The sequence below is a fragment of the Halocella sp. SP3-1 genome (assembly GCF_003953885.1).
Lineage (GTDB): Bacteria > Bacillota > Halanaerobiia > Halanaerobiales > DTU029 > Iocasia > Iocasia fonsfrigidae.
In genome coordinates, this window is sequence record NZ_CP032760.1 from 3,166,345 (window position 1) to 3,187,192 (window position 20,848).

Sequence of the window (20,848 nt, forward strand, 5' to 3'; positions counted from 1 at the left end):
TCCTTAATTAAGGATATCATTAAAAACCTCAGCTGTTTTTTGTAGATTTTTTATGTAATCAGCTGCAAGAGGGTCAACTTGAATTGTTTTTCCACCAATCTCTTCGGCTATAGCCTGAGACTGCCTACTATCTATCTCTGCCTGATAGAAAATTGCTTTAATATTTTCTTTTTTCGCTAGATCAATTATTTTCTGGACCCTTCTGGGGGTAGCCTCTTTTCCTTCTTCCTCTATAGCCAGCATTTCCAGTCCATAGTCATCAGCAAAATAACCAAAAGCGGGGTGATAAACAATAAAAGTCTTATTTTTTAGCTTTGATAGTGAATTACTAATTTCTTGGTCTAATTCATTAAGTTTATTAATATACTCACCAGCATTTTTTTGATAAACATCTCGATTTTTTTCATCAATCTCTGCCAGTTCCCTGGCAATAATCCTGACCATTATCTTAGCCCTTTTTGGTGATAACCAGATATGGGGGTCCCTTTTGCCTGGAGAAAACTCTCGGTCAGGATATACCTCATTAAGCTCTGCAAAAAGCTTAACTACCTTAATATCAGGGTTAATCTCCTCTGCTTTTGCTAAAATATTTGTCATGTCTGCCGGCACCCCCATAGCAAAATAGATACCGGAATCACTAAATTTAGTTAATTCTTTGGGTGAAGGCGAATAATTTGCCGGGCTGTTTCCTGGAGGAATCATAGTTACAACATCAAGTAGTTCCCCAGCCACGGCTTTAACAAAAGTAGCTTCTGGAACAATTGACACCGCCACTGCAAGTTTATCACTTTCCCCACTGACTTGACAAGCAGTACCTGAAACAAAGATTATTACCACTACAAACAACAAAACAAAAATCCTAGCTATTTTCCTCATATTTTAACACCCTTTCTTTAATATATATATATCTAGACTTAAATTAAAATATTTATTTCTATATATAAATTATTATTTTTGCCTTGTTTACTTTTTGCAAATCATTTGCATCAAAGAACAAAGTGGTGGCCTAACGGCCATCTGGACTTAATCACTAATTATTAATTTTTTCTTAGAACCACTTTTCACACAAAGTTAACTACTTATCATAAACCAGACCAATATATTTACTGGACGACTCTAGAAATTGGCTGGAGGCATGGACGCCGGAAGACAATTTCTCGACAGTAAGCGGAGGTAGGACACCGCAGCGCAACCTCAAACTGTTCTTGTGCGCTCTGCTTAAATACGGAGTACCTGTGGTGCACGACAAGGGAAGTAAATATATTTGTCGGTCTTCAAAGTTATCCGCAATCTTTAAGAGTCTTCAAAACAACATTTCCACTAATAATAACTATTATCACATAAAACATTATATCATTAAAATTTATATTTTACAAGATATTACTTAATATATGCTATAGTATATACAAAAAATTACTAATTATTAAGATAAAGTTGTTAATCTCATAAAAACATCATGAAGAGTCGCTTCCCGGGAATGGATACTCAATACCTTTGACTTTGAACGTATTTTATCTAATCTTAGACCTACGTCATTATTAATAAGTGATAATTTTATAGTCATTATGTTATCATCCAATTCTAAGATGTCATCCTGATTAATTATTTCTTCAAACATCTCAGCAGATTCTTGCCCTTTATCTAATAATACCTTAATTTCTATATATGACTCCCCATACCTTTCCTTTAAAACCACTGGTCTTTCTACTGCAATTAAACTACCTTTATTAATGAAAGCAAGACGGTCACATAAGCTGTCAGCCTCTTCCATATAATGTGTACTTAAAAACACAGTCTTTCCAGTATCCCTAAATTCCTCTATTGCCTGATGGATAATTTCAACAGACATAGGGTCAAGACCACTGGTTGGTTCATCAAGTATTAAAAGCTTAGGGTCATGGAGTAAAGCACGGCAGATAAGCAGTCTCTGTTTCATACCCTTGGAATAACTTTTTACCGGTCTTTTAGCAGCATCAAGTAGGGCAAATTTCTCTAATAGATGATAAACTATATCATTATCAAGTTGATACATACTGGCAAAAAACCTGAGGTTCTTTTCTCCTGATAATCTCATATAAAGATTATTATTTTCAAAAACAATACCTATCTTTCTATAAAAATCACTATCAACCCCACTTATCTCCTCACCTAGAACCTTACAGCAACCTGAACTGGCCGGCAGAAGACCGGTCATTATTCTAATAGTCGTTGTTTTACCCGCCCCATTAGGACCCAAAAAACCAAAAACCTCACCCTTCTTGACCTGTAATGAAATATCTTCTACAGCAGTTGTTTTTTTATATATTTTACTTATATTTTTTACTTCTATATCATATAAATTAGGCACTTATTATCATCCCCCTACTCAACCACTGCCGGGTCCCACAGGAGATATAAATTATCTCCTTCAAGACAGAGATAGACATCCTTTTCAACCTCACGTTCCCTTTCTTTTCCCAGATAATAAGAAAGCAAATAGCTTATTGAGACACTATAATAATCCTGCTCATCTGTCTTACTAAGATATTCCTCAAATTCCCCTGGGATTTTATCTAAAGACTTAACACCCTTGACTTGAACCTGAGAGATGGACATCTTGTGTTTATTACTAGTCTCCTCCTGAAAATTAATATAGTCTTCATCTGACATTATTCCCTTGATATCAGGGTGTAGGTACTTATAGACAGCAGCAAAATCCTTGGCCATATATACTTGATAGACCTCACCAACAAAATCAGCTATTTCATTACTTCCCACTGCATTTACTGTAGTAGGTAAAACGGGTATTACTACAAACATAATAACTATAGTAAGTATAAATGTAGTTTTTTCCCTGCTCAATCCCATGCTAGTTTTTCACCCCTTTAAATATAAAATAAGCCAGTATTGAAAATATTACAGCAAATCCTAACAAAATATATACATCTCCAAAGAGACCGCTTATATTTTTAGGATATAACAGTATCCTTTCCAAGGCTTTAAATAAATAATAAGTAGGAAATAAACCTGCCAGGATCCTGGTAAATTCAGTTAGATCATAGATTAATGTTGGAAATAACAGGGGAAAATAAACTAATGTCCCAATCGACCTGGCAGAAGACTGTGATGTTGTTATAATACCAATTAAAAGACCAATTGCAGTAAAACAGGCTGATGCTGATAAAATAGTAATGATAAATACAAAAAGAATAATCCAGTTAATAAATATAACCCCATTTAGAATGCACATTAAGAAAACGGTTAATGAACTTAAGATAAGACCATAAATACCCTTGGCCAGAAATATGCTGAGACTACTGGCTGGAGTAATCATCATCGCCTCCATCGTTTTATTCTCTTTCTCTTCAGCAAAATTACCAGAAATTATTAAAACACCAATCATTGTAATCGTAATGGTAAGCCAGATAGGTAAAAAAGATAGGCGAGTAGCAGGATTATTAATACTTCTTACAGTAAACTTAAACGGCTTTTTTACCCCATGATATGATTCCAGTATTTCCTCAACACTATCTTTGATAAAAAGATATGTCAGTCCATGCTGGCCTGATAAATACAGGAGATAATCTTTACTTTCTTGATCATTTATTACTAATAGGGCATCCAGAGAACCCTCCTCAATTGCTCTCCTGCCTGCCGTAACCTGTTCATAGCTATGTGGGATAAAATTAATAAGATTATCTTCTATAAAATGCCCTATTTCAAACCCTTTGTCTCCACTGATTCCTATATTAAAATTCTTATCTGCGCTCTGATTATCAATTACTGTAAATAATAATGATGCCAGTATCGGCAGTAAAATCACTATCAATATAGTTTTATTTCTAATAGATTCATAAAAATCCTTTTTTATAATACTCCATATAATTCCCACCATTCTCATTCTCATCCTTTTTATGAGTATATAGTAAAAATACATTAGAACAAAACAGCTATATCAAAAAAACTGGGAAAAATAACCTATTAATAAGTTATCTCCCCCAGTCTACTCTTTAAAAATAATATAAAAATTATGGAGTTGCATTATTTAAAAAGTAAACTAATGCCCAAACCACAACAACTGCCCCAATTAATTCAAGCATCAAATCTCCCCCCTTTTTTGTATGTAAAAAATTAAAGAGATAAAAATCAGCTATTAATTATATATTCTAGACTTCCGGCAAATATCCTCTTTTATATTATTTAAAAACTATATTTAGATGTTTTCCCAGGAATAATTTAAAATAATATCTTTAAAGCCAGATAAAATAGGCCAAAAAGACAATACCTAAAACATATACTAACCAGTGAACCTCTTTACCCTTACCAGTAAATAATTTAATAAGTGGATAAGTAATAAAACCAAAGGCAATACCATCTGATATTGAATAGGCCAGAGGCATAATTATCATGGTCATAAAAGCAGGTAATACCTCAGTAAAATCATCCCAATCAATCTTAGTAATATTTGAAATCATCATTGTTCCTACAATTATCAGGGCAGGTGCTGTTGCAGCCCCAGGAATCATCTTAACCAACGGGAGAAAAAACAATGATAAAAAGAATAAAATAGAAACAACTACACCTGTTAAACCGGTACGACCACCATCAGCTACACCAGAAGCAGATTCAACATATGTTGTAACAGTACTTGTCCCAAATAATGCGCCACCTGTGGTGCCAATAGCATCAGCAAGTAAGGCCTTACTTGCTTTTGGTAAATTACCCTCATCATCCAGATAACCAGCCTGCTGACTAACACCAATAAGAGTACCGGCAGTATCAAACATATCTACAAATAAGAAAGTTAGTAAAATACCAATAAAACTAATATTAAAGGCCCCAGCAATATCTAACTGCCCGAAAATTTCTGCCCAATCACTAACACTTGGCAGTTCAAAAATACCTGCCGCTCCAATATCCACAACACCTTCAATCAAGCCACGTGCAGTCAATATCCAGGCAATAACAGTAGTTAAAATAATTCCTATAAAAATAGAACCCTTAACACCCCTGGCCATCAATATACCAGTAATTACCAGTCCTATAACTGCCACTAAAGCAGCACCCGATAAAAGATTTGGTGTCAAGGCAATTAAAGTAGCCTCATCACTAATAATAATTCCAGCACCCTGTAAACCTATAAAAGCAATAAACAATCCTATCCCTGCACTTATACCTGATTTCAATCCCATGGGAATAGAATTTACAATCATCTCTCTAACAGGAAGTATACTTAAGATAATAAATAATATACCTTCAATAAAGATTAGGCCCAGAGCAATTTGCCAGCTAACTCCAAGTGCCCCACAAACATAAAAAGCAAAAAAAGCATTTAAACCCATACCAGATGCCAGTGCAAAAGGATAATTTGTTAAAAAAGCCATTGCTAATGTACCAAGAATTATACCGGCTATCGTAGCAATAAACACGCCATTAAAAGGCATTCCAGCAGCAGATAAAATGTTAGGATTTACTATAATTATGTAAGCCATTGTCATAAATGTTGTAAATCCGGCCACAACCTCTGTCTTCACATCCGTACCATTTTCCTTCAGCTTAAAAAGATTTTCCAGCATTATTGTACCCCCTTGATAAATTAAACCATCTGGGTAATGACTTGAGTTTTTTAACCCAGATAAAAAAGCCTGGTGGGTAGCTTCCCTGTACATAATTGCACGAAGGAACCTACCCGCCCAGGCTTTTATCCATACGGTGTAATCCCACAGTCAACTGTGGAACCTGCACCCCTCGGACCAGTCCCCTGTAAGAATTTCATAGAGCGGAACCCTAGGTGCACTCCCCCCGTAGTTCGGATAGTTTACGGCTCTCCGGTAGAAACTTGTGAACCATATTTTCACAGTTATACGAGGTCATTTGATTTTTCTTAATATAATTATACGAAATTGCCCTCAACTTGTCAACTTTTCTGCTCAAATACTAAATTACAATCTCACCGGCAAACTCCATCTGAGTAAGGTCTGTCCGAATATAAATCTTTTCAATTCCAATTGGTATCTTATTTAATAAAACTGTTCTTTCACTTAGCAGTACATTCCCATTATCCTGGAAAAAACGCTTTATAATTTCTTTAGGACTCTCTACAGTAATAATGTTATTCATGAATTGAAGATGATTTATACCCTTTCTTCCCAACAAATCATAGATTGATTCCAGATTTTCAATCCTCTCTTGATTAAGCTCTTTTTCCATAAAGGTTATCAGTTCATGTACACAATAGGGATTATCATCTACATACTGAACCTGATATATCTTTACCAGTTCATCACCTTGTCCAATCCTTTCAATACTGGGATAGTCATTTTCATCAGCCTCTTCAATCTCAATATTACCAGTATTCAGATTATTATAACTATATTCCTCCCTGAGACTTACTTTCGCCTGTAATTCACTGTGTTCATCATTTTTTAACCTCTGTTCCATATTACGGGCATATTTCTCCCGTAATTTCATCAATGAAATATTGGCTTCTGATAAAATAGTCCTTACATACCGCGGAGTAGTCTGTACACATTCTGCAATATCACTAATCTTTAAAAATGGATCACTCTGAGCAAAATTAATAATCTGCTCTTTTTTGGTTAATTCATCAACTGCCACTAAAAAATCCCCCCTCAGTTAAAGGTTTTTGTTTACTCATATTATAAACCATTCAACTTAAAATTATACATCTAAAAACAAACTGAGGTAAGATTTTTGAATTTGGATTAAACTGCCATCTCTTTTTTCTTTAAAATAAGGCCCCTATTAGGAGAAACATTCAAACTCACCTGCCTGGTATCAAAATAAGCCAACATCACTGCATAAACACTATCACTACTACCCAAGGTTTGTTTAACCCGGTAGATAGGTACTAAAGGTGTAATATTAATACTGTCAGCTATCTGCCCATTAGCTATTTCAATATCAATTATCAGATCCGATATTTCAATCCCTGATTCCTTAACTTCATAACATAATAAATCAACAAGGTCATTAAAACTATGCAAAATCTCCCCATCTATTATTTTATCCTTTTTTATAAACAAAGTACATACAGACCAGGGAGTATCTTTAATAATATGTAAAAAGGAATAATAGCTATAGTCCTCTTTTATATTGACTCCCAGTTCAGATAAATCAGCACTATTGTTTAGATACAGCTTATCAGTCAATATTGATTTAACATTATTTTGATAAGGAAAACGGGTTAAATGATAGAAGAACAACTTATCTTTTACCGCAATATTCATATTTTCCACTTTCCTGGCATAATCTTTTCTAAGTTTCATCAAGGAAATATCAGATTCTGATAAAATCGTCCGCACATAACGAGATGTTGTTTTAGCCATTTTAGCCAGGTCTTCTATTTTAAGAAACGGGTCTTTATGCGCATTCTCCACAATAATTTCTTTTTTCGTTTTCCACTGATAATTACTCATCAACTCATCCCCTATTAATTATTTTATAAAAGGACAAAAAAGTTAGAGTCCCTTCTTACTCTAATACTAACTACTATACTAATCCAATAGATGACAAGCAACATAATGTCCATTTCCATAATCTTTAAACTCAGGTTCTTTACTACTACATAGGTCTATTGCTTTAGGACAACGCGGGTGAAAACGACAACCAGTAGGGGGATCTACAGGACTTGGTACATCACCTTCAAGAATAATACGTTCTTTTTTAAAACTCGGATCAGGTATCGGTATGGCAGATAATAGTGACTGGGTATATGGGTGTAGGGGGTTTAGATATATTTCATCTTTATCGGTCATTTCTACAATTTTACCCAAATACATAACAGCAACTCGATCACTAATATGTTTTACCACACTCAAATCATGGGCAATAAAAAGATAAGTTAACCCATATTCCTGTTGTAAATCCTGTAAAATATTGATAACCTGTGCCTGAACAGAGACATCTAAAGCCGAAACTGGTTCATCAGCAATTATTAATTTGGGATTTACTGCCAATGCCCTGGCTATACCAATCCTTTGTCTCTGTCCACCACTAAATTCATGTGGATAACGCTTCATCTGTTCTACGGTTAGACCAACATTATTCATCAACTGACTAACTCTTTCATATTTTTCTTGCTTATTTTTAACTAAATTATGGATATCTAATGGTTCACCAACTATATCAGCAACTGTCATTCGTGGATTTAAAGATGCATAAGGGTCTTGGAAAATGATCTGCATCTCTTTACGAATTTCACGTAATTTACCTTTGTTTAAGGATAAAATATCTCTTCCATCAAATATAACCTCCCCTGCTGTTGCTTCAAGGAGACGCAAAATAGTGGCCCCTGCTGTTGATTTACCACAACCTGACTCACCAACCAAACCAAGTGTCTCGCCTTTCTTAATAAAAAAACTTATATCATCAACAGCCTTAACATAAGCTACTGTTTTTTTAAAAACACCTGCTTTAACAGGAAAATACTTCTTTAGATTATTTATTTCGAGTAACTTTTTTTCCTCTAATGCCAAGACTCTCACCTCCAGTAAGAATATATTTGTTTATGCTAATTCAGTTTGGTCACTCAGTTCTCCTAATCTATCTAAATGCCAGCACCTTACCTGATGCCCATCTTCAGTCACCCTCATCTCTGGTTCAGCAGCTAAACATTTATCATCAGCCAGGGGGCATCTTGTATTATACTTACATCCCTCTGGAAAATCATAAGGGCTCGGCACTATACCCGATATAGTAGTTAATCTAGCAACTTTTTTATCCAAACGAGGTACTGAATTAAGAAGTCCCCAGGTATAAGGGTGTTGTGGATTAGCAAAGATTGTATTAACATCTGTATATTCAACAACTTTACCGGCATACATTACAGCAACCCGATCTGATACTTCAGCAATTACACCTAAATCATGAGTAATCATCATAATGGACATCTCAAATTTATCTTTCAAGTCATTCATCAAATCCAGTATTTGGGCCTGAATCGTTACATCAAGAGCAGTTGTCGGTTCATCGGCAATTAATAATGCCGGGTCACAGGAAAGAGCCATCGCGATCATTACCCTCTGCCTCATACCACCACTTAGTTGATGAGGATATTCACTAATTCTTTGTTCTGGTAATGGTATGCCGACCTTTCTTAACATCTCCACCGAGTGTTCCCTCGCCTCTTCTTTGGAAACCTTTTGATGAAGTATAACCACCTCAGAGATCTGCTCCCCTATTGTAAATACAGGATTAAGTGAAGTCATAGGTTCTTGAAAAATCATAGATATCTCATTTCCCCTAATCTCTCTCATCTCAGCCTGACTTAATTTAGTTAGATCGCTTCCCTTAAAAAATATATTCCCATCGATTATCTTTCCCGGAGGTTCAGGAACCAAACGCATAATTGATAAAGAGGTAACACTCTTTCCACAACCTGATTCACCAACAATACCCAGAGTCTCGCCAGGGTATATCTCAAAGTCTACCCCATCTACGGCTTTAGAAACCCCCTGTTCTGTATAAAAGTAGGTTTTCAATCTCTTCATTTCAAGTAATTTTTCTTTAGACAAGTAAATACACCTTCTTTCACCTTAGTTTTGTAATTTAGGGTCAAGTATATCCCGGAATGCATCACCTATTAAATTCCACGATAAGCAAAAAAGGGTAATCGCTGTGCCGGGAATTATTACTGTAAACCAATAATTTAATGCATTACCCTGACCACCTAAGATCCAATTACGAGCAAAAGATATCATCTGCCCCCAATCAGCATAACCCTCTGGTGCTCCTATTCCCAGAAAACTAAGTGATGAAGCCGTTATTACCATTGAGCCCATTCTCATTGATGCCTGGATGACTACGGGGAAAATAGTATTAAAAATAATATGCCTAAATATTATTCTAAAATCATTAGCCCCTAAGGCATTAGCAGCAACTACAAATTCTTCACTCTTAATAGATAAAACCTGCGATCTCATCAAACGGGCAGTATTCATCCAGCCAAATGTTATTAAGGCAATCATCATATTTGTTATACCCTGGCCAAGTATAGTAGTCATTACAATAGCAGCTACCATAAAAGGTATTGACATAAAAACATCAGTAATCCTCATCATAATTTCATCAATCCACCCACCATAATAAGCAGCAATTGTACCTACAATGATGCCCAATAAGGTACTTATACCTACCACAACAAAACCTATCCTGAAGGCCGTTCTTGTCCCCCAAATAATACCATAATAGATATCATACTGACCTTCAGCAGTACCAAAAATGTGTTCCTTACTAGGAGGTTGTGGTTCAAAAGCCCACCCAGCACGTGGTATTAAATAGGGTTCATCACTATCTTCTGCTGGAGCAATAAAAGGTGCAAAAGTAGCAATTATTACAAAAAACAATATAATTATTAAACCGATCAATGATATTTTATTTTTTACTAATCTCCTGAAAACCTCTTGCCAGTCCAATTATAATCACTCCAATCTTATTCTTGGGTCAATAAGTGCGTAAGAAAGGTCTACACAGAGATTTATGACTATTAAAAGTACTCCAAAATACATAGCCCCTCCTAGAACAGCAGGGTAATCTAGCTGTTGGGCTGCCTGGGCCATAAAATGGCCTAAACCCCTGATATTAAAGATACTCTCAGTTATAACAAGACCACCCATTAACCCCAAAACCATCTGACCTGCTACAGTAACAACCGGAATCAATCCATTTCTTACAGCATGTTTATATACTACCACATTGTCATTAAGCCCTTTGGCCCGGGCAGTCCTAATATAATCTTTACGTAAGGTCTCTAACATACTAGACCTGGTTATTCTCATAATAAAAGCCCACCAAAGAATAGCTAAAGTAGTAACTGGTGCAATTAGGTGCCTTATAGCATTAAAAACAACAGCAAAATCCAAATTAAGAATCCCGTCAAGCACATAAAAGTCAGTATAATTCACAAAATCAGCTGACTGGACAACTGCCATCGCCCAATTATCTAATCTCCCAGGTGGGAACCACCCAAGGGTTCCATAAAAAATCATTAAAATAATAAGTCCAAAAACAAAGGTAGGGATTGACCACCAGACAACAGCAAGGATTCTACTTATATGGTCCCATTTATCATTATGATGAACTGCGGCAAATATTCCTAGAAAAATACCACCTAAGATAACAGGAAATAAAGCGAATAAGGCCAATTCAGCAGTTGCCGGAAAACGGTCTTTAATAGCCTGAGTAACCGGTGCCCCGCCAGATTCAGACCAGCCAAAATCCCCCTTAACTACACTACCTATCCAACGGCCATACTGTTTATACCACGGATCATTAAGTCCATACTTGACCACTAATTTATCTACATCATCAATACCTTTAAGTTGTGCAGGGTCTTTGATATATGTACTCAATCTCTCATAAGGACTGAGCATCATTATCATACTAAATATCAATAAGCTTACCCCCAATAATATAATTGGAAGCATCAATAATCTTCTAGTAATATATGATAACATCTTACATCCCTTTCTTATTCATACTAATTTTAATTTATCTTTATTTTTTATAGGTATCAGGAGGGAGTATACCCCCCCTCCTGATAATTCATCTATTATTAGTCTAATTACTAAGCTATACTATATAATTCTATTTATCAAGATAATAGAAATTCACCCCATCATGAATAATAGGGTCATATTCCCAACCTGATACCCAATCACGCATTACAAGATGGGCTGCCGGTTGGTAGAGATAAATATCAGTTGCATAATCATAACAGAGCTGTTGTAACTCTTGATAGATTTTCTCCCTTTCTACTGGGTCAGTTAACTCAGCAGCCCTGGTAATCAATTCATCAACCTCCTGGTCTTTGGCGAATTTAGCATAATTTTCCCCCTTGAAAGCCCCATAGGTTCCATCACTCCTCATAAAAGGCACTGCAAAATTATGTGAATCAGCAAAATCAGCACCCCAACCAATAAAACCAAGTGTAAATTTACCAGCAATCAATTTATCAAGGTAAGTAGCCCACTGGACTCCACGAACATGTACCTTAAACTTATCATTAATACCCTCTATACTGCTCTTAAGCATATCAACAGCAGCCTTTCTCATATCATTACCTGAATTATAAAGGATAGTTATTTCAAAGCCTTTATCCCATAGTTCACCATCAAAGGCCTGTTTAAATTCCTCTGTTGCTTTATCCAAATCCATACTATATAGATCAGAATCTTCATCAAAACCAAGAAATCCCTCAGGTATTGGACCACGCGACTGCTGACCCTCACCCTTCATCACCTCAGCAACAAAGGCCTGATAGTTCATAGCATAAACAAAACCTTTTCTAACATGAAGATCACTAAAGAAATCGGCTGGTATACCCTTACCATCAAGTTTACCACTATGAACATCTGGATTACCTTCACTTACAATATCCCAGTTCATTAATCCAACTCCAGTATAAGGCCGGGGCAGACCAGAAATAATCTTGACATTGTCCAGCTCCCTTGCCTGGTCAAGGTACTGATTATCGACATATACTATATCAGCATCACCACGTTGTAACATCAACTTACGGGTAGACCATTCATCAATCATCTTAATAACTACATTTTCAACCTTAGCAGGGGCACGCCAATAGTCATCATTCTTCTTTAAGGTAATGCTTTCCCCTTTAACCCAGTTCTCTAGTTTAAAAGGACCAGTTCCATTGGTTTTATCGTAAAATGGATCAACCTCTTTGGTTGGGTCGTGATATTTAGCGATTGTCTCTGGACTGCCGTCCCAACCGCCCTGTTCAATAGCCCATTCTTTATCCATAATTGCTGTTAGACCATTATCATGACAAATAATACTCAAGAATGGGGGATATGGTTTCGGTAAATGGAATATTACATTCTGACCATCTACTTCTATGGTTCTGGCCAGATAATTATAAACCTCTCTGGACTGTTCTGCTGTCAATGTTTTAGGGTCTTCTACCCCAACAAGCTCTTTCGTGATATCTGCCAGTCCACCTACCCCAAATAAGGGGTCATATAACATCCATAAAGGACCACCTTCACGGTCATGAATAAGACTTCTCAGGAAACTGTATCGAATATCTTCTGGTGTAAGTGTTCCACCCTCATGAAACTTAACATCCTCTCTAATAGGAAAAACATAGCTTGTCCCCTTATCCTGGATTAAACCATTTTGATCAGAAGGAACCTTAGTTGCCAACATCGGTTCAAATTTAGTCATATCCCCCTGTTTAAAGCTAATCAAGTTTTCATAGATATTAACATAGATCTCCTGGCTGCGTTCATCATACTGATAATGTGGGTCAAGGCTATCAATAGTACCCATATTAACCTTTGTAATCGTATCAGGGTTAGAAACTGACACCTCTTCCTTCTTTGTTTCTGGTGCCGGTTGATTAGAATAAAACAACACACCTACAATTACCAATGCAAGAATAACTAATGTTATAATCAGCTTTTTGTTCATTAAATCCTTCCTCCTTATTTAAATTATTTTGATATACGTATACCACGCTTGTCCAAAAACCCCCCTAGAAGCAAATTACCATGAGCATTTTTTTAGAAATTAAAATATACTATATGTAAGAATCTGTTCGAAAAGTATCAGAATATACCGACGGGGATTATATATCCCTTCACTCACTGCCCTCTTCCATTTTAAACGCAATGCTGAGGCCAGTACTAACAAATCGACTTGCACCACAGGTACTCCGTATTTGACTTGAGCCCACAAGAACAGTTTAAGGTTGCACCTTAACTTCGCTTAGGGATATATATAATCCTCTGTTTATTACTTTTCGAACATACACTGTAAGTATATTATTTGACTTATTACTAAATATTTATTAAGTAACACAAATCGCCTAAAACTTATCTCAATATGTTTCTACACAAACTAACACAAGTTATAAATATTAAGCAGTGTTTAATATTTATTAATGACCTGTGTTAGTTATCAACGCATAATATTATATAATAATTTTTTAATAAAGTCAATTATCTATTCCAAATTTTACAAATCAACCCAGGATATAAACTTAGAAAATCATTCTTATAATTATCCATATTATATAATCGTTTATAGTGTTTATAAACAATAAGAATTTGTTTTACATATTCTCTTGTTTCCTGATAGGGTAATTTATCCAGATCCAGATTAGTCCATTCACCTTCCAGCCATCTCTTCACATTACCCCGACCGGCATTGTAGGCAGCCAGAACAAGAATGAGTTCATTATTAAACTCCTTATTTAGACTATTTAAATACCAACTACCGAACTCAATATTAACTTCCGGTATGTATAATTGATCATCACTATAACCTTCATCCCTATTTAACTGTTGAGCAATCCAGCTGCCGGTATCCGGCATTATCTGCATTAACCCTCTAGCTCCCTTATGAGACCTGGCATCAGGATCATACCTGCTTTCTACATATACCAGTGCAGAAACAAGATCTGGATCTAAATTATATCTTAAAGAATTCTCAATAATAATTTCTTCATAATTTAAGGGATATATAATCTTCCAGAACCAGTCCAGTTGAAAAAGAACAAATAAAATAGTCACTAATAAAAGGAATATAATTACAGCCTTTTTTATATCCTGAATTCTCTCAAGCACAACTTCTCCTCCATAATAAACTCTATTTATTTATATTATATTATTATCTTCCTTTTTATATTACAGTTATTTCTATTCTTTTTCGATAATACCATGGAGTATAATATCTGCTGTCGCTACATTAGTTGCCAGAGGTGTATTATGTACGTCACATACACGCAATAAAGCAGTTATATCTGGTTCATGCGGCTGGGCTGTCAGGGGATCCCTCAAGAAGATTACACCATCAACCCTTTCTTTAGCTATCTCAGCCCCGATCATCTGATCACCACCGAGAGGACCTGATTCCATACGTTCAACTGGTAGACCCACCTCCTCATTTATTAATTTACCTGTTGTACCAGTAGCTACCAGATCACATTCCCTTAATAAATCGCGATTCTTTTTGGCAAATTCAATCATAACTGATTTCTTCTCATCATGTGCAATTAAAGCTATTCTTTTGATTTTCATTCAGATCACTCCATAATTTGATTATTTTCTGTTTTAATTCCCTAATACCTCCATTGTTGTCTATTACAAAATCTGCCATCTGGCATTTTTCCTTTATAGAAAGCTGGGCCTCTATGCGGGATACCGCCTCATCAGTAGTTAAACTATCCCTTTCCTTAAGGCGTTCAAGTTGGATATCACGGGAGGTATATACTACCCAAACACAATCAACCAGCTCATCAAGGCCGACTTCAAAAAGTAATGGGGCATCAATGACAATTACTTCATTGTCAGCAAGAGAATTTACCATATTTTTAATTTCCGAAATGATTATAGGATGGGTAATGGATTCTAACTCTTTTTTCTTTTGCTGGTCATTAAAAACTAACCCAGCAAGCCTTCTTCGATTGATACTTCCATCATCATTTTGAATATACTGACCAAAGGTTTCAACAATCATCTCCCAGGCCCTGGTACCGTATTTCATTGATTGGTGGGCAATTTTATCAGCGTCAATAATTACTGCTCCTAATTCTTTTAGTATCCCAGAAACAGTAGATTTACCAGAAGCAATACCACCGGTCAAACCTAATAACATCTGAACCCTCCTTAAAAAAGCTTTATTATACCCAGCAGAATAATTATAAAACCTGGTATCAGTTCAAACTTATCAGGTAAAATATCCCCTAATTTCCTGGCAAGCAAGAAACCAATACTAACAAAACTAAGGCTAATCAGTCCTATTATAACTGGTATAATTATACCAGTTATGCCAGACATACCTGCACCCAACCCTGCCCCAAGGGCATCAAGAGCCAGGGCCAGCCCCAGGAAAAAAGCCTCTGAAATATTTATACTACCTGACCTATCCAGGTCTGCTTCTTCCGGGTCTTTCAGGATTTTAATAATAATCCCTAATACTTTAACCCTTATGGAAAATATTATTACTTCTTTTTGTTTAAGCAAATCCCTTTTTTTATTATTATAATTTAAAAAAACAGAATAAACAAGCCAGATTCCTATAAATATTAAGATTATACTCCCTAAATAGCTGGCTGTCTTTTCATCAAGATAGCCAGCAATCCCTTCACCAAGGCAACTACTTAAATATATTGAAATAGAAGAAATACCACTAATGATTAATAAAGGAATAAGGCCTATTTTTATGCCCCGCAGTCCATAAGTAACTCCAACAGTAAAACCATCTATACTGATGGCCATTGCCAGGAGAATCACTGACCATTCAAGAGGTAAACCCATCTATATCAGCCTCCCCATACTCAAGATACCTTATTATTATATGAAAAAGACTGCTAGATGGTTACTCATTTAAAACTATTTCTGACAATGGGGACAAAAATGGGTCCCCCTCCCTGCCACTTTCTCCTTTACTATCTCTTCTCCACAAACAGGGCATTCCTTCCCTTCCCGCTGATAAACCAGCAATTTTTCCTGAAAACTACCTTTTTCTCCCCGGGCATTACGGTAGTCTCTAAATGATGTCCCCCCATACTTAATACCCATTTTAAGCACATTTCTTATTCCCTTATACAGTCTTTCAATTTCCCTATTTTTAAGGGTATCTGTCCTTCTAAAGGGAAGTATACCTGCCCTGAAAAGGGCTTCATCCACATAGATATTCCCCAATCCAGCCAAAAAGGACTGGTTAAGGAGTAAGGCCTTAATATTGCCCTTCCTCTTCTCTAACATTTTATGGAAATCACCCAGGGTAAAATCATCATCTAATGGTTCAGGACCAAGTTTATCTAGCCCCCCTGCCCTTTCCCAGCTATTATCATCTACCAGATACATTCGACCAAATTTCCTTACATTATTAAACCTCAGATCTATAGCATTATCTAATCTAAAGATTATATGGCTGTGTTTATCAAAGGTGAGATCAGAGGGTTTAAGGAATAATTTCCCGGTCATTCTCAAGTGAATAACCAGTGTCAACTCATCCTCAATCATAATTAGAATGTACTTACCCCGCCTTCTTATCCCAATAATCTTTTTATTAATCAATTGTTTCCTGAAATCTGAACTTGAAGGATAAGCTATTATTTTTTCTTCACGAATAATTATCTCCATTATTTCTTTTCCTATAATAACCTTACTTAATCCCTGCACAATCGTCTCTACTTCTGGAAGTTCCGGCAATAATAACACCTCATCTATTCTAAGTGATAATCTTTTTTATCTCTCCAGTTCTCACCAACCTGAATATCGGCAATTAAAGGAACAGTCAATTCAACTGCATTTTCCATCTCCCCTTTGACCATTTTAGCAACAGTTGATAATTCTTTATGGGGTACTTCTAGAACCAGTTCATCATGGACCTGGAGTAAAATGCGGGATTGATATGATTCTTTTTTCAAAGATTCATAAACCCTGAGCATAGCCAGTTTCATAATGTCTGCCGCACTACCCTGTATTGGGGTATTTATGGCCATTCTCTCAGCAAATGAACGTCGGTGAAAATTGCGGCTCTTTATTTCAGGGATATAACGGCGCCTGTCAAAAATGGTAGTTACATAGCCATCCCTTTTGGCTTTTTCCTTAACCTGATTCATATATTCTTTTACACCAGGGAACCTCTCAAAATATCTCTTAATATAGTCTTCTGCTTCCCGGCGACCAATATTTAGGTCTCGCGCTAAACCATAGGGGCTCATGCCATAGGCTATACCAAAATTAATAACCTTAGCCTCCCTCCTCATATTGGGAGTAACCTCCCCGGCTTCAACCCCAAAAATTTCACTAGCTGTCTGCTGGTGAATATCCTCAGCTTCCTTAAAGGCCTTGAGCATATTTTTATCCCCACTAATATGGGCCAGTACTCGCAATTCAACCTGAGAATAATCAACAGCCAGCAATACCCTTCCTTCCGCCGGAATAAAGGCCTTACGTATCTCCCGACCTTCCTCGGTTCTAATCGGTATATTCTGTAGATTAGGTTCTGTACTGCTTAATCTGCCTGTAGCAGTAATCATCTGATTGAAACTGGTGTGAACCCGGCCTGTTTCCGGATTAACTAATGGTGGTAAGGCATCAACATAAGTAGACTTTAATTTCATTAACTGACGGTAGTTTTTAATCAAAGGTATAATCTCATGTTTATTCTCTAATTTATCAAGCACCTCTGCACTGGTAGAATATCCTGTTTTGGTTTTTTTAATAACCGGCAGCCCAATCTCATCAAAGAGAACCTCACCTAACTGTTTAGGTGAATTAATATTAAACTCTACACCAGATAAGCTGTAGATTTTTTCTGTTATATCGGCCAGCTCTTTTCCCCAGCGTAAAGACAATTCGGCAAGATAGTCCTTATCCAAGGCAATACCGTTAATCTCCATTTCAGCCAGGACCTTAATCAAAGGCAGTTCTATATCCTGATACATAGCAAGCAAATTTGTCACCTCTAAACGCTTAATCAGGTGTGTTTTAATCTCTGGAAGATTAGCCAGTAAAAGAGCTGACCTCTTTTGAACACTTAAATCCTGTGCCATCTCTAGGTTTAATTCTAGCTTTATTTGTTCCTCTAAAGAAGGTAATTTATCAGAAGGCTTCAATAAATATGCTGCCAGCAAGGGGTCAAAACTAAGACCTGCTAATTCTATACCCTTTTTTTTCAAGGCAATCATAGTCTCTTTGGCATGTAAAATATCCTTTTTTATTTTACTATCATTAAAAAAATCTTTCAACTTATCCAGGAGTTCTTCAGCAACAGCATATACTTCTTTCTCAACACCCAGCAAAATTTCTTCTATTCCGGAACTTACCGGGTGCTCATCATCCTCCAATAAAACCTCCAAAGCAATCTCTTTAGAATCATTTAATATCTCAAGTAAGCTGTCCAGTTCCTTTGCATTACTAATATCCTTTATTTGTATATCATTATCCATCAGCTTTTTTGTTGTTTTAAATCTATCAATTAAGCTAGTAAATTCAAGCCTCTCCAGGAAAGGAACTATATCCCCTTCTACCGGAGCTTCTAACTTACAATCTGCAAAATCTATTTTTAAAGGGACATCTACCACAATCTCTCCCAGCCTTTTACTTAGGCGGGCCTGCTCAGCATAATTACTTAAATTTTCTTTGCGTTTCTTACCAGAAACCTTTGCTATATTTGCTAAAATATTCTCAAGATCAGCAAATTCTTTAAGTAGTTTAATAGCTGTTTTCTCTCCAATACCCGGAACACCAGGAATATTATCAGAACTATCACCCATTAAACCCTTCATATCAATCAACTGACTGGGTGACAAACCATATCGTTCCTCTATTTTCTCTTGATTATATTCCACTATATCACTTATACCCTTACGGGTATACAGGACATTAATATGAGCATTTACCAGTTGTAATGAATCTCGATCACCAGTAACTATCTTGACCTCCATACCCTCTTTATCCCCCATCACGGCCAGGGTTCCGATCACATCATCTGCTTCATACCCTTCAAGTGATAGAATTGGTATCTTCAAATACTCAAGTAGTTTCTTAATTAATGAAATCTGTGGACTTAGTTCATCAGGCATCTTCTTGCGGTTGGCCTTATAATCTTCATATTCTTCATGACGAAATGTAGGGGCTTTTTTATCAAAAGCAACCAACATAAGGTCAGGTTTTTCATCATCAATAAGCTTAAATAACATCCTGGCAAAACCAAATACTGCATTAGTATATTCACCCTCAGAATTCTGTAGTAAAGGCAGGGCATAAAAAGCCCGATGAGCCAGACTATGTCCGTCTAACAAAAACAATCTCTTACCCAAACTAATCACTCCTTCTCCTATATTTATTCCCCATAAATCGAAAAAAACCTGCTTGAAATGATTAGATAAAAAAAGGCATAATCTATTAAGACCATGCCTTTTACTTAAAAATCTATTTCTATTAATTAATTGACTGAAGGTCATATGGTGTTTCCTGGTAAACATAATAATTCAACCAGTTAGTATATAATAGGCTGGCATGACTCCTCCAGGTCATTAAAGGAGCTTCTTCAGGATTATCAGCAGGGAAATAATTTGCAGGTATCTCTATATTTAACCCCCTGTGTTTATCCCTTAAGTACTCCTTTTGCAGTGTATTAATATCATACTCAGGATGACCAGTTACAAAAATCTGCCGACCACTTTTCCCGGCCACAATATAAACACCTGCCTCCCTGGATTCTGCCAGTACCTCCAGGTCATCATTAACTAAAATACCTTCTCTATCAACACCAGTATACCTTGAATGAGGGGCTAAAAACAGGTCATCAAATCCCCTTAATAATCTGCTGTTCTTGCTATTAATAGTATGTTTAAAAATACCTGAAAGTTTTTTATCTAAGGGTTGTTTATTAATTCTATAGTGATAGTATAAACCAGCCTGGGCTCCCCAGCAGATATGGAGTGTAGAGAAAACATTATGCCTACTCCACTTCATAATCTCCTTAAGTTCATCCCAGTAATCCACCTCATCAAAATCCATCTTTTCTACTGGTGCCCCGGTAATAATCATGCCGTCAAACTTATCTCCCTTTATATCAGAAAAAGTATGATAAAAATTCGCCAGATGTTCAGGGGATGTATTTGACGGTTGATATGTTTCAGGATGGAGTAGGACAATATCAACCTGTAAAGGGGTATTACCTAAAAGTCGCAGTATTTGACTCTCCGTCTCTACCTTGGTCGGCATTAGATTTAAAATAGCAATTTTTAGGGACCTGATATCCTGATGAATGGCCCTCTTTTCAGTCATAACAAATATGTTTTCCTTCTGTAATATATCAACTGCTGGTAAATCATCTGGAACCTTAATAGGCATTTTACCACCCC

The 20,848-nt window shown here is 36.3% G+C and carries 19 protein-coding genes and 1 riboswitch; all 19 genes read right to left on the minus strand.

Annotation, left to right across the window (positions count from 1 at the left end; all coding sequences use genetic code 11):
- Positions 1-3: 3 nt before the first annotated feature.
- Positions 4-876: a metal ABC transporter solute-binding protein, Zn/Mn family gene (locus D7D81_RS15215; RefSeq protein ID WP_125990903.1), complete on the minus strand. Its 873-nt coding sequence runs from the start codon at positions 874-876 to the stop codon at positions 4-6.
- Between the two features lie 547 nt (positions 877-1,423).
- Positions 1,424-2,347 (minus strand): ABC transporter ATP-binding protein, encoded by a 924-nt coding sequence (locus D7D81_RS15220; RefSeq protein ID WP_125990904.1) that lies wholly within the window; start codon positions 2,345-2,347, stop codon positions 1,424-1,426.
- 14 nt (positions 2,348-2,361) lie between these two features.
- A complete protein-coding gene (locus tag D7D81_RS15225) occupies positions 2,362-2,847 on the minus strand; it encodes a hypothetical protein (protein ID WP_125990905.1) in 486 nt (161 codons plus the stop codon).
- Position 2,848: 1 nt separating this feature from the next.
- Positions 2,849-3,874 carry an ABC transporter permease gene (locus D7D81_RS15230; protein WP_164522287.1) on the minus strand — a complete coding sequence of 342 codons (1,026 nt, stop codon included), beginning with the start codon at positions 3,872-3,874 and terminating at the stop codon, positions 2,849-2,851.
- A 355-nt stretch (positions 3,875-4,229) separates the two neighbouring features.
- Positions 4,230-5,555: an NCS2 family permease gene (locus D7D81_RS15235; RefSeq protein WP_125990907.1), complete on the minus strand. Its 1,326-nt coding sequence runs from the start codon at positions 5,553-5,555 to the stop codon at positions 4,230-4,232.
- 209 nt (positions 5,556-5,764) lie between these two features.
- A riboswitch (purine riboswitch) is annotated at positions 5,765-5,867 on the minus strand.
- Between the two features lie 49 nt (positions 5,868-5,916).
- Positions 5,917-6,597 (minus strand): GntR family transcriptional regulator, encoded by a 681-nt coding sequence (locus tag D7D81_RS15240; RefSeq protein WP_125990908.1) that lies wholly within the window; start codon positions 6,595-6,597, stop codon positions 5,917-5,919.
- Positions 6,598-6,704: 107 nt separating this feature from the next.
- A complete protein-coding gene (locus D7D81_RS15245) occupies positions 6,705-7,418 on the minus strand; it encodes a hypothetical protein (protein ID WP_125990909.1) in 714 nt (237 codons plus the stop codon).
- Positions 7,419-7,496: 78 nt separating this feature from the next.
- Positions 7,497-8,477 carry an ABC transporter ATP-binding protein gene (locus tag D7D81_RS15250; RefSeq protein ID WP_125990910.1) on the minus strand — a complete coding sequence of 327 codons (981 nt, stop codon included), beginning with the start codon at positions 8,475-8,477 and terminating at the stop codon, positions 7,497-7,499.
- Between the two features lie 30 nt (positions 8,478-8,507).
- Positions 8,508-9,491: an ABC transporter ATP-binding protein gene (locus tag D7D81_RS15255; protein WP_125990911.1), complete on the minus strand. Its 984-nt coding sequence runs from the start codon at positions 9,489-9,491 to the stop codon at positions 8,508-8,510.
- 45 nt (positions 9,492-9,536) lie between these two features.
- Positions 9,537-10,415 (minus strand): ABC transporter permease, encoded by an 879-nt coding sequence (locus D7D81_RS15260; protein WP_125990912.1) that lies wholly within the window; start codon positions 10,413-10,415, stop codon positions 9,537-9,539.
- A gap of 6 nt (positions 10,416-10,421) precedes the next feature.
- Positions 10,422-11,456 (minus strand): ABC transporter permease, encoded by a 1,035-nt coding sequence (locus tag D7D81_RS15265; RefSeq protein ID WP_125990913.1) that lies wholly within the window; start codon positions 11,454-11,456, stop codon positions 10,422-10,424.
- Between the two features lie 130 nt (positions 11,457-11,586).
- Positions 11,587-13,431: an ABC transporter substrate-binding protein gene (locus tag D7D81_RS15270; RefSeq protein WP_125990914.1), complete on the minus strand. Its 1,845-nt coding sequence runs from the start codon at positions 13,429-13,431 to the stop codon at positions 11,587-11,589.
- A 530-nt stretch (positions 13,432-13,961) separates the two neighbouring features.
- Positions 13,962-14,588 carry a lytic transglycosylase domain-containing protein gene (locus D7D81_RS15275; RefSeq protein WP_205739236.1) on the minus strand — a complete coding sequence of 209 codons (627 nt, stop codon included), beginning with the start codon at positions 14,586-14,588 and terminating at the stop codon, positions 13,962-13,964.
- A gap of 72 nt (positions 14,589-14,660) precedes the next feature.
- Entirely contained in the window at positions 14,661-15,035 is a 375-nt protein-coding gene (locus tag D7D81_RS15280) for a methylglyoxal synthase (RefSeq protein WP_125992255.1), read from the minus strand.
- A complete protein-coding gene (coaE, locus tag D7D81_RS15285) occupies positions 15,007-15,618 on the minus strand; it encodes a dephospho-CoA kinase (RefSeq protein ID WP_125990915.1) in 612 nt (203 codons plus the stop codon). The genes D7D81_RS15280 and coaE overlap by 29 nt, the downstream gene beginning before the upstream one ends.
- Before the next feature lie 11 nt (positions 15,619-15,629).
- Positions 15,630-16,280: a sporulation membrane protein YtaF gene (gene ytaF / locus D7D81_RS15290; protein ID WP_125990916.1), complete on the minus strand. Its 651-nt coding sequence runs from the start codon at positions 16,278-16,280 to the stop codon at positions 15,630-15,632.
- 75 nt (positions 16,281-16,355) lie between these two features.
- Positions 16,356-17,189 carry a DNA-formamidopyrimidine glycosylase gene (gene mutM / locus D7D81_RS15295; RefSeq protein WP_353622082.1) on the minus strand — a complete coding sequence of 278 codons (834 nt, stop codon included), beginning with the start codon at positions 17,187-17,189 and terminating at the stop codon, positions 16,356-16,358.
- A 5-nt stretch (positions 17,190-17,194) separates the two neighbouring features.
- On the minus strand, positions 17,195-19,798 hold the full coding sequence (gene polA, locus D7D81_RS15300) for a DNA polymerase I (protein WP_286169788.1): 2,604 nt from the start codon (positions 19,796-19,798) through the stop codon (positions 17,195-17,197).
- 121 nt (positions 19,799-19,919) lie between these two features.
- Positions 19,920-20,837 (minus strand): homoserine O-acetyltransferase MetA, encoded by a 918-nt coding sequence (gene metA, locus D7D81_RS15305; RefSeq protein WP_125990917.1) that lies wholly within the window; start codon positions 20,835-20,837, stop codon positions 19,920-19,922.
- Positions 20,838-20,848 lie beyond the last annotated feature (11 nt).

Excerpts from the sequence above, each read along its gene's own strand:
- D7D81_RS15215 (WP_125990903.1), bottom strand. The coding sequence starts at position 876 with ATGAGGAAAATAGCTAGGATTTTTGTTTTGTTGTTTGTAGTGGTAATA.
- D7D81_RS15225 (WP_125990905.1), bottom strand. The coding sequence starts at position 2,847 with ATGGGATTGAGCAGGGAAAAAACTACATTTATACTTACTATAGTTATT.
- D7D81_RS15230 (WP_164522287.1), bottom strand. The coding sequence starts at position 3,874 with ATGGTGGGAATTATATGGAGTATTATAAAAAAGGATTTTTATGAATCT.
- D7D81_RS15235 (WP_125990907.1), bottom strand. The coding sequence starts at position 5,555 with ATGCTGGAAAATCTTTTTAAGCTGAAGGAAAATGGTACGGATGTGAAG.
- D7D81_RS15245 (WP_125990909.1), bottom strand. The coding sequence starts at position 7,418 with ATGAGTAATTATCAGTGGAAAACGAAAAAAGAAATTATTGTGGAGAAT.
- D7D81_RS15255 (WP_125990911.1), bottom strand. The coding sequence starts at position 9,491 with ATGAAGAGATTGAAAACCTACTTTTATACAGAACAGGGGGTTTCTAAA.
- D7D81_RS15265 (WP_125990913.1), bottom strand. The coding sequence starts at position 11,456 with ATGTTATCATATATTACTAGAAGATTATTGATGCTTCCAATTATATTA.
- D7D81_RS15270 (WP_125990914.1), bottom strand. The coding sequence starts at position 13,431 with ATGAACAAAAAGCTGATTATAACATTAGTTATTCTTGCATTGGTAATT.
- coaE (WP_125990915.1), bottom strand. The coding sequence starts at position 15,618 with ATGTTATTAGGTTTGACCGGTGGTATTGCTTCTGGTAAATCTACTGTT.
- ytaF (WP_125990916.1), bottom strand. The coding sequence starts at position 16,280 with ATGGGTTTACCTCTTGAATGGTCAGTGATTCTCCTGGCAATGGCCATC.
- metA (WP_125990917.1), bottom strand. The coding sequence starts at position 20,837 with ATGCCTATTAAGGTTCCAGATGATTTACCAGCAGTTGATATATTACAG.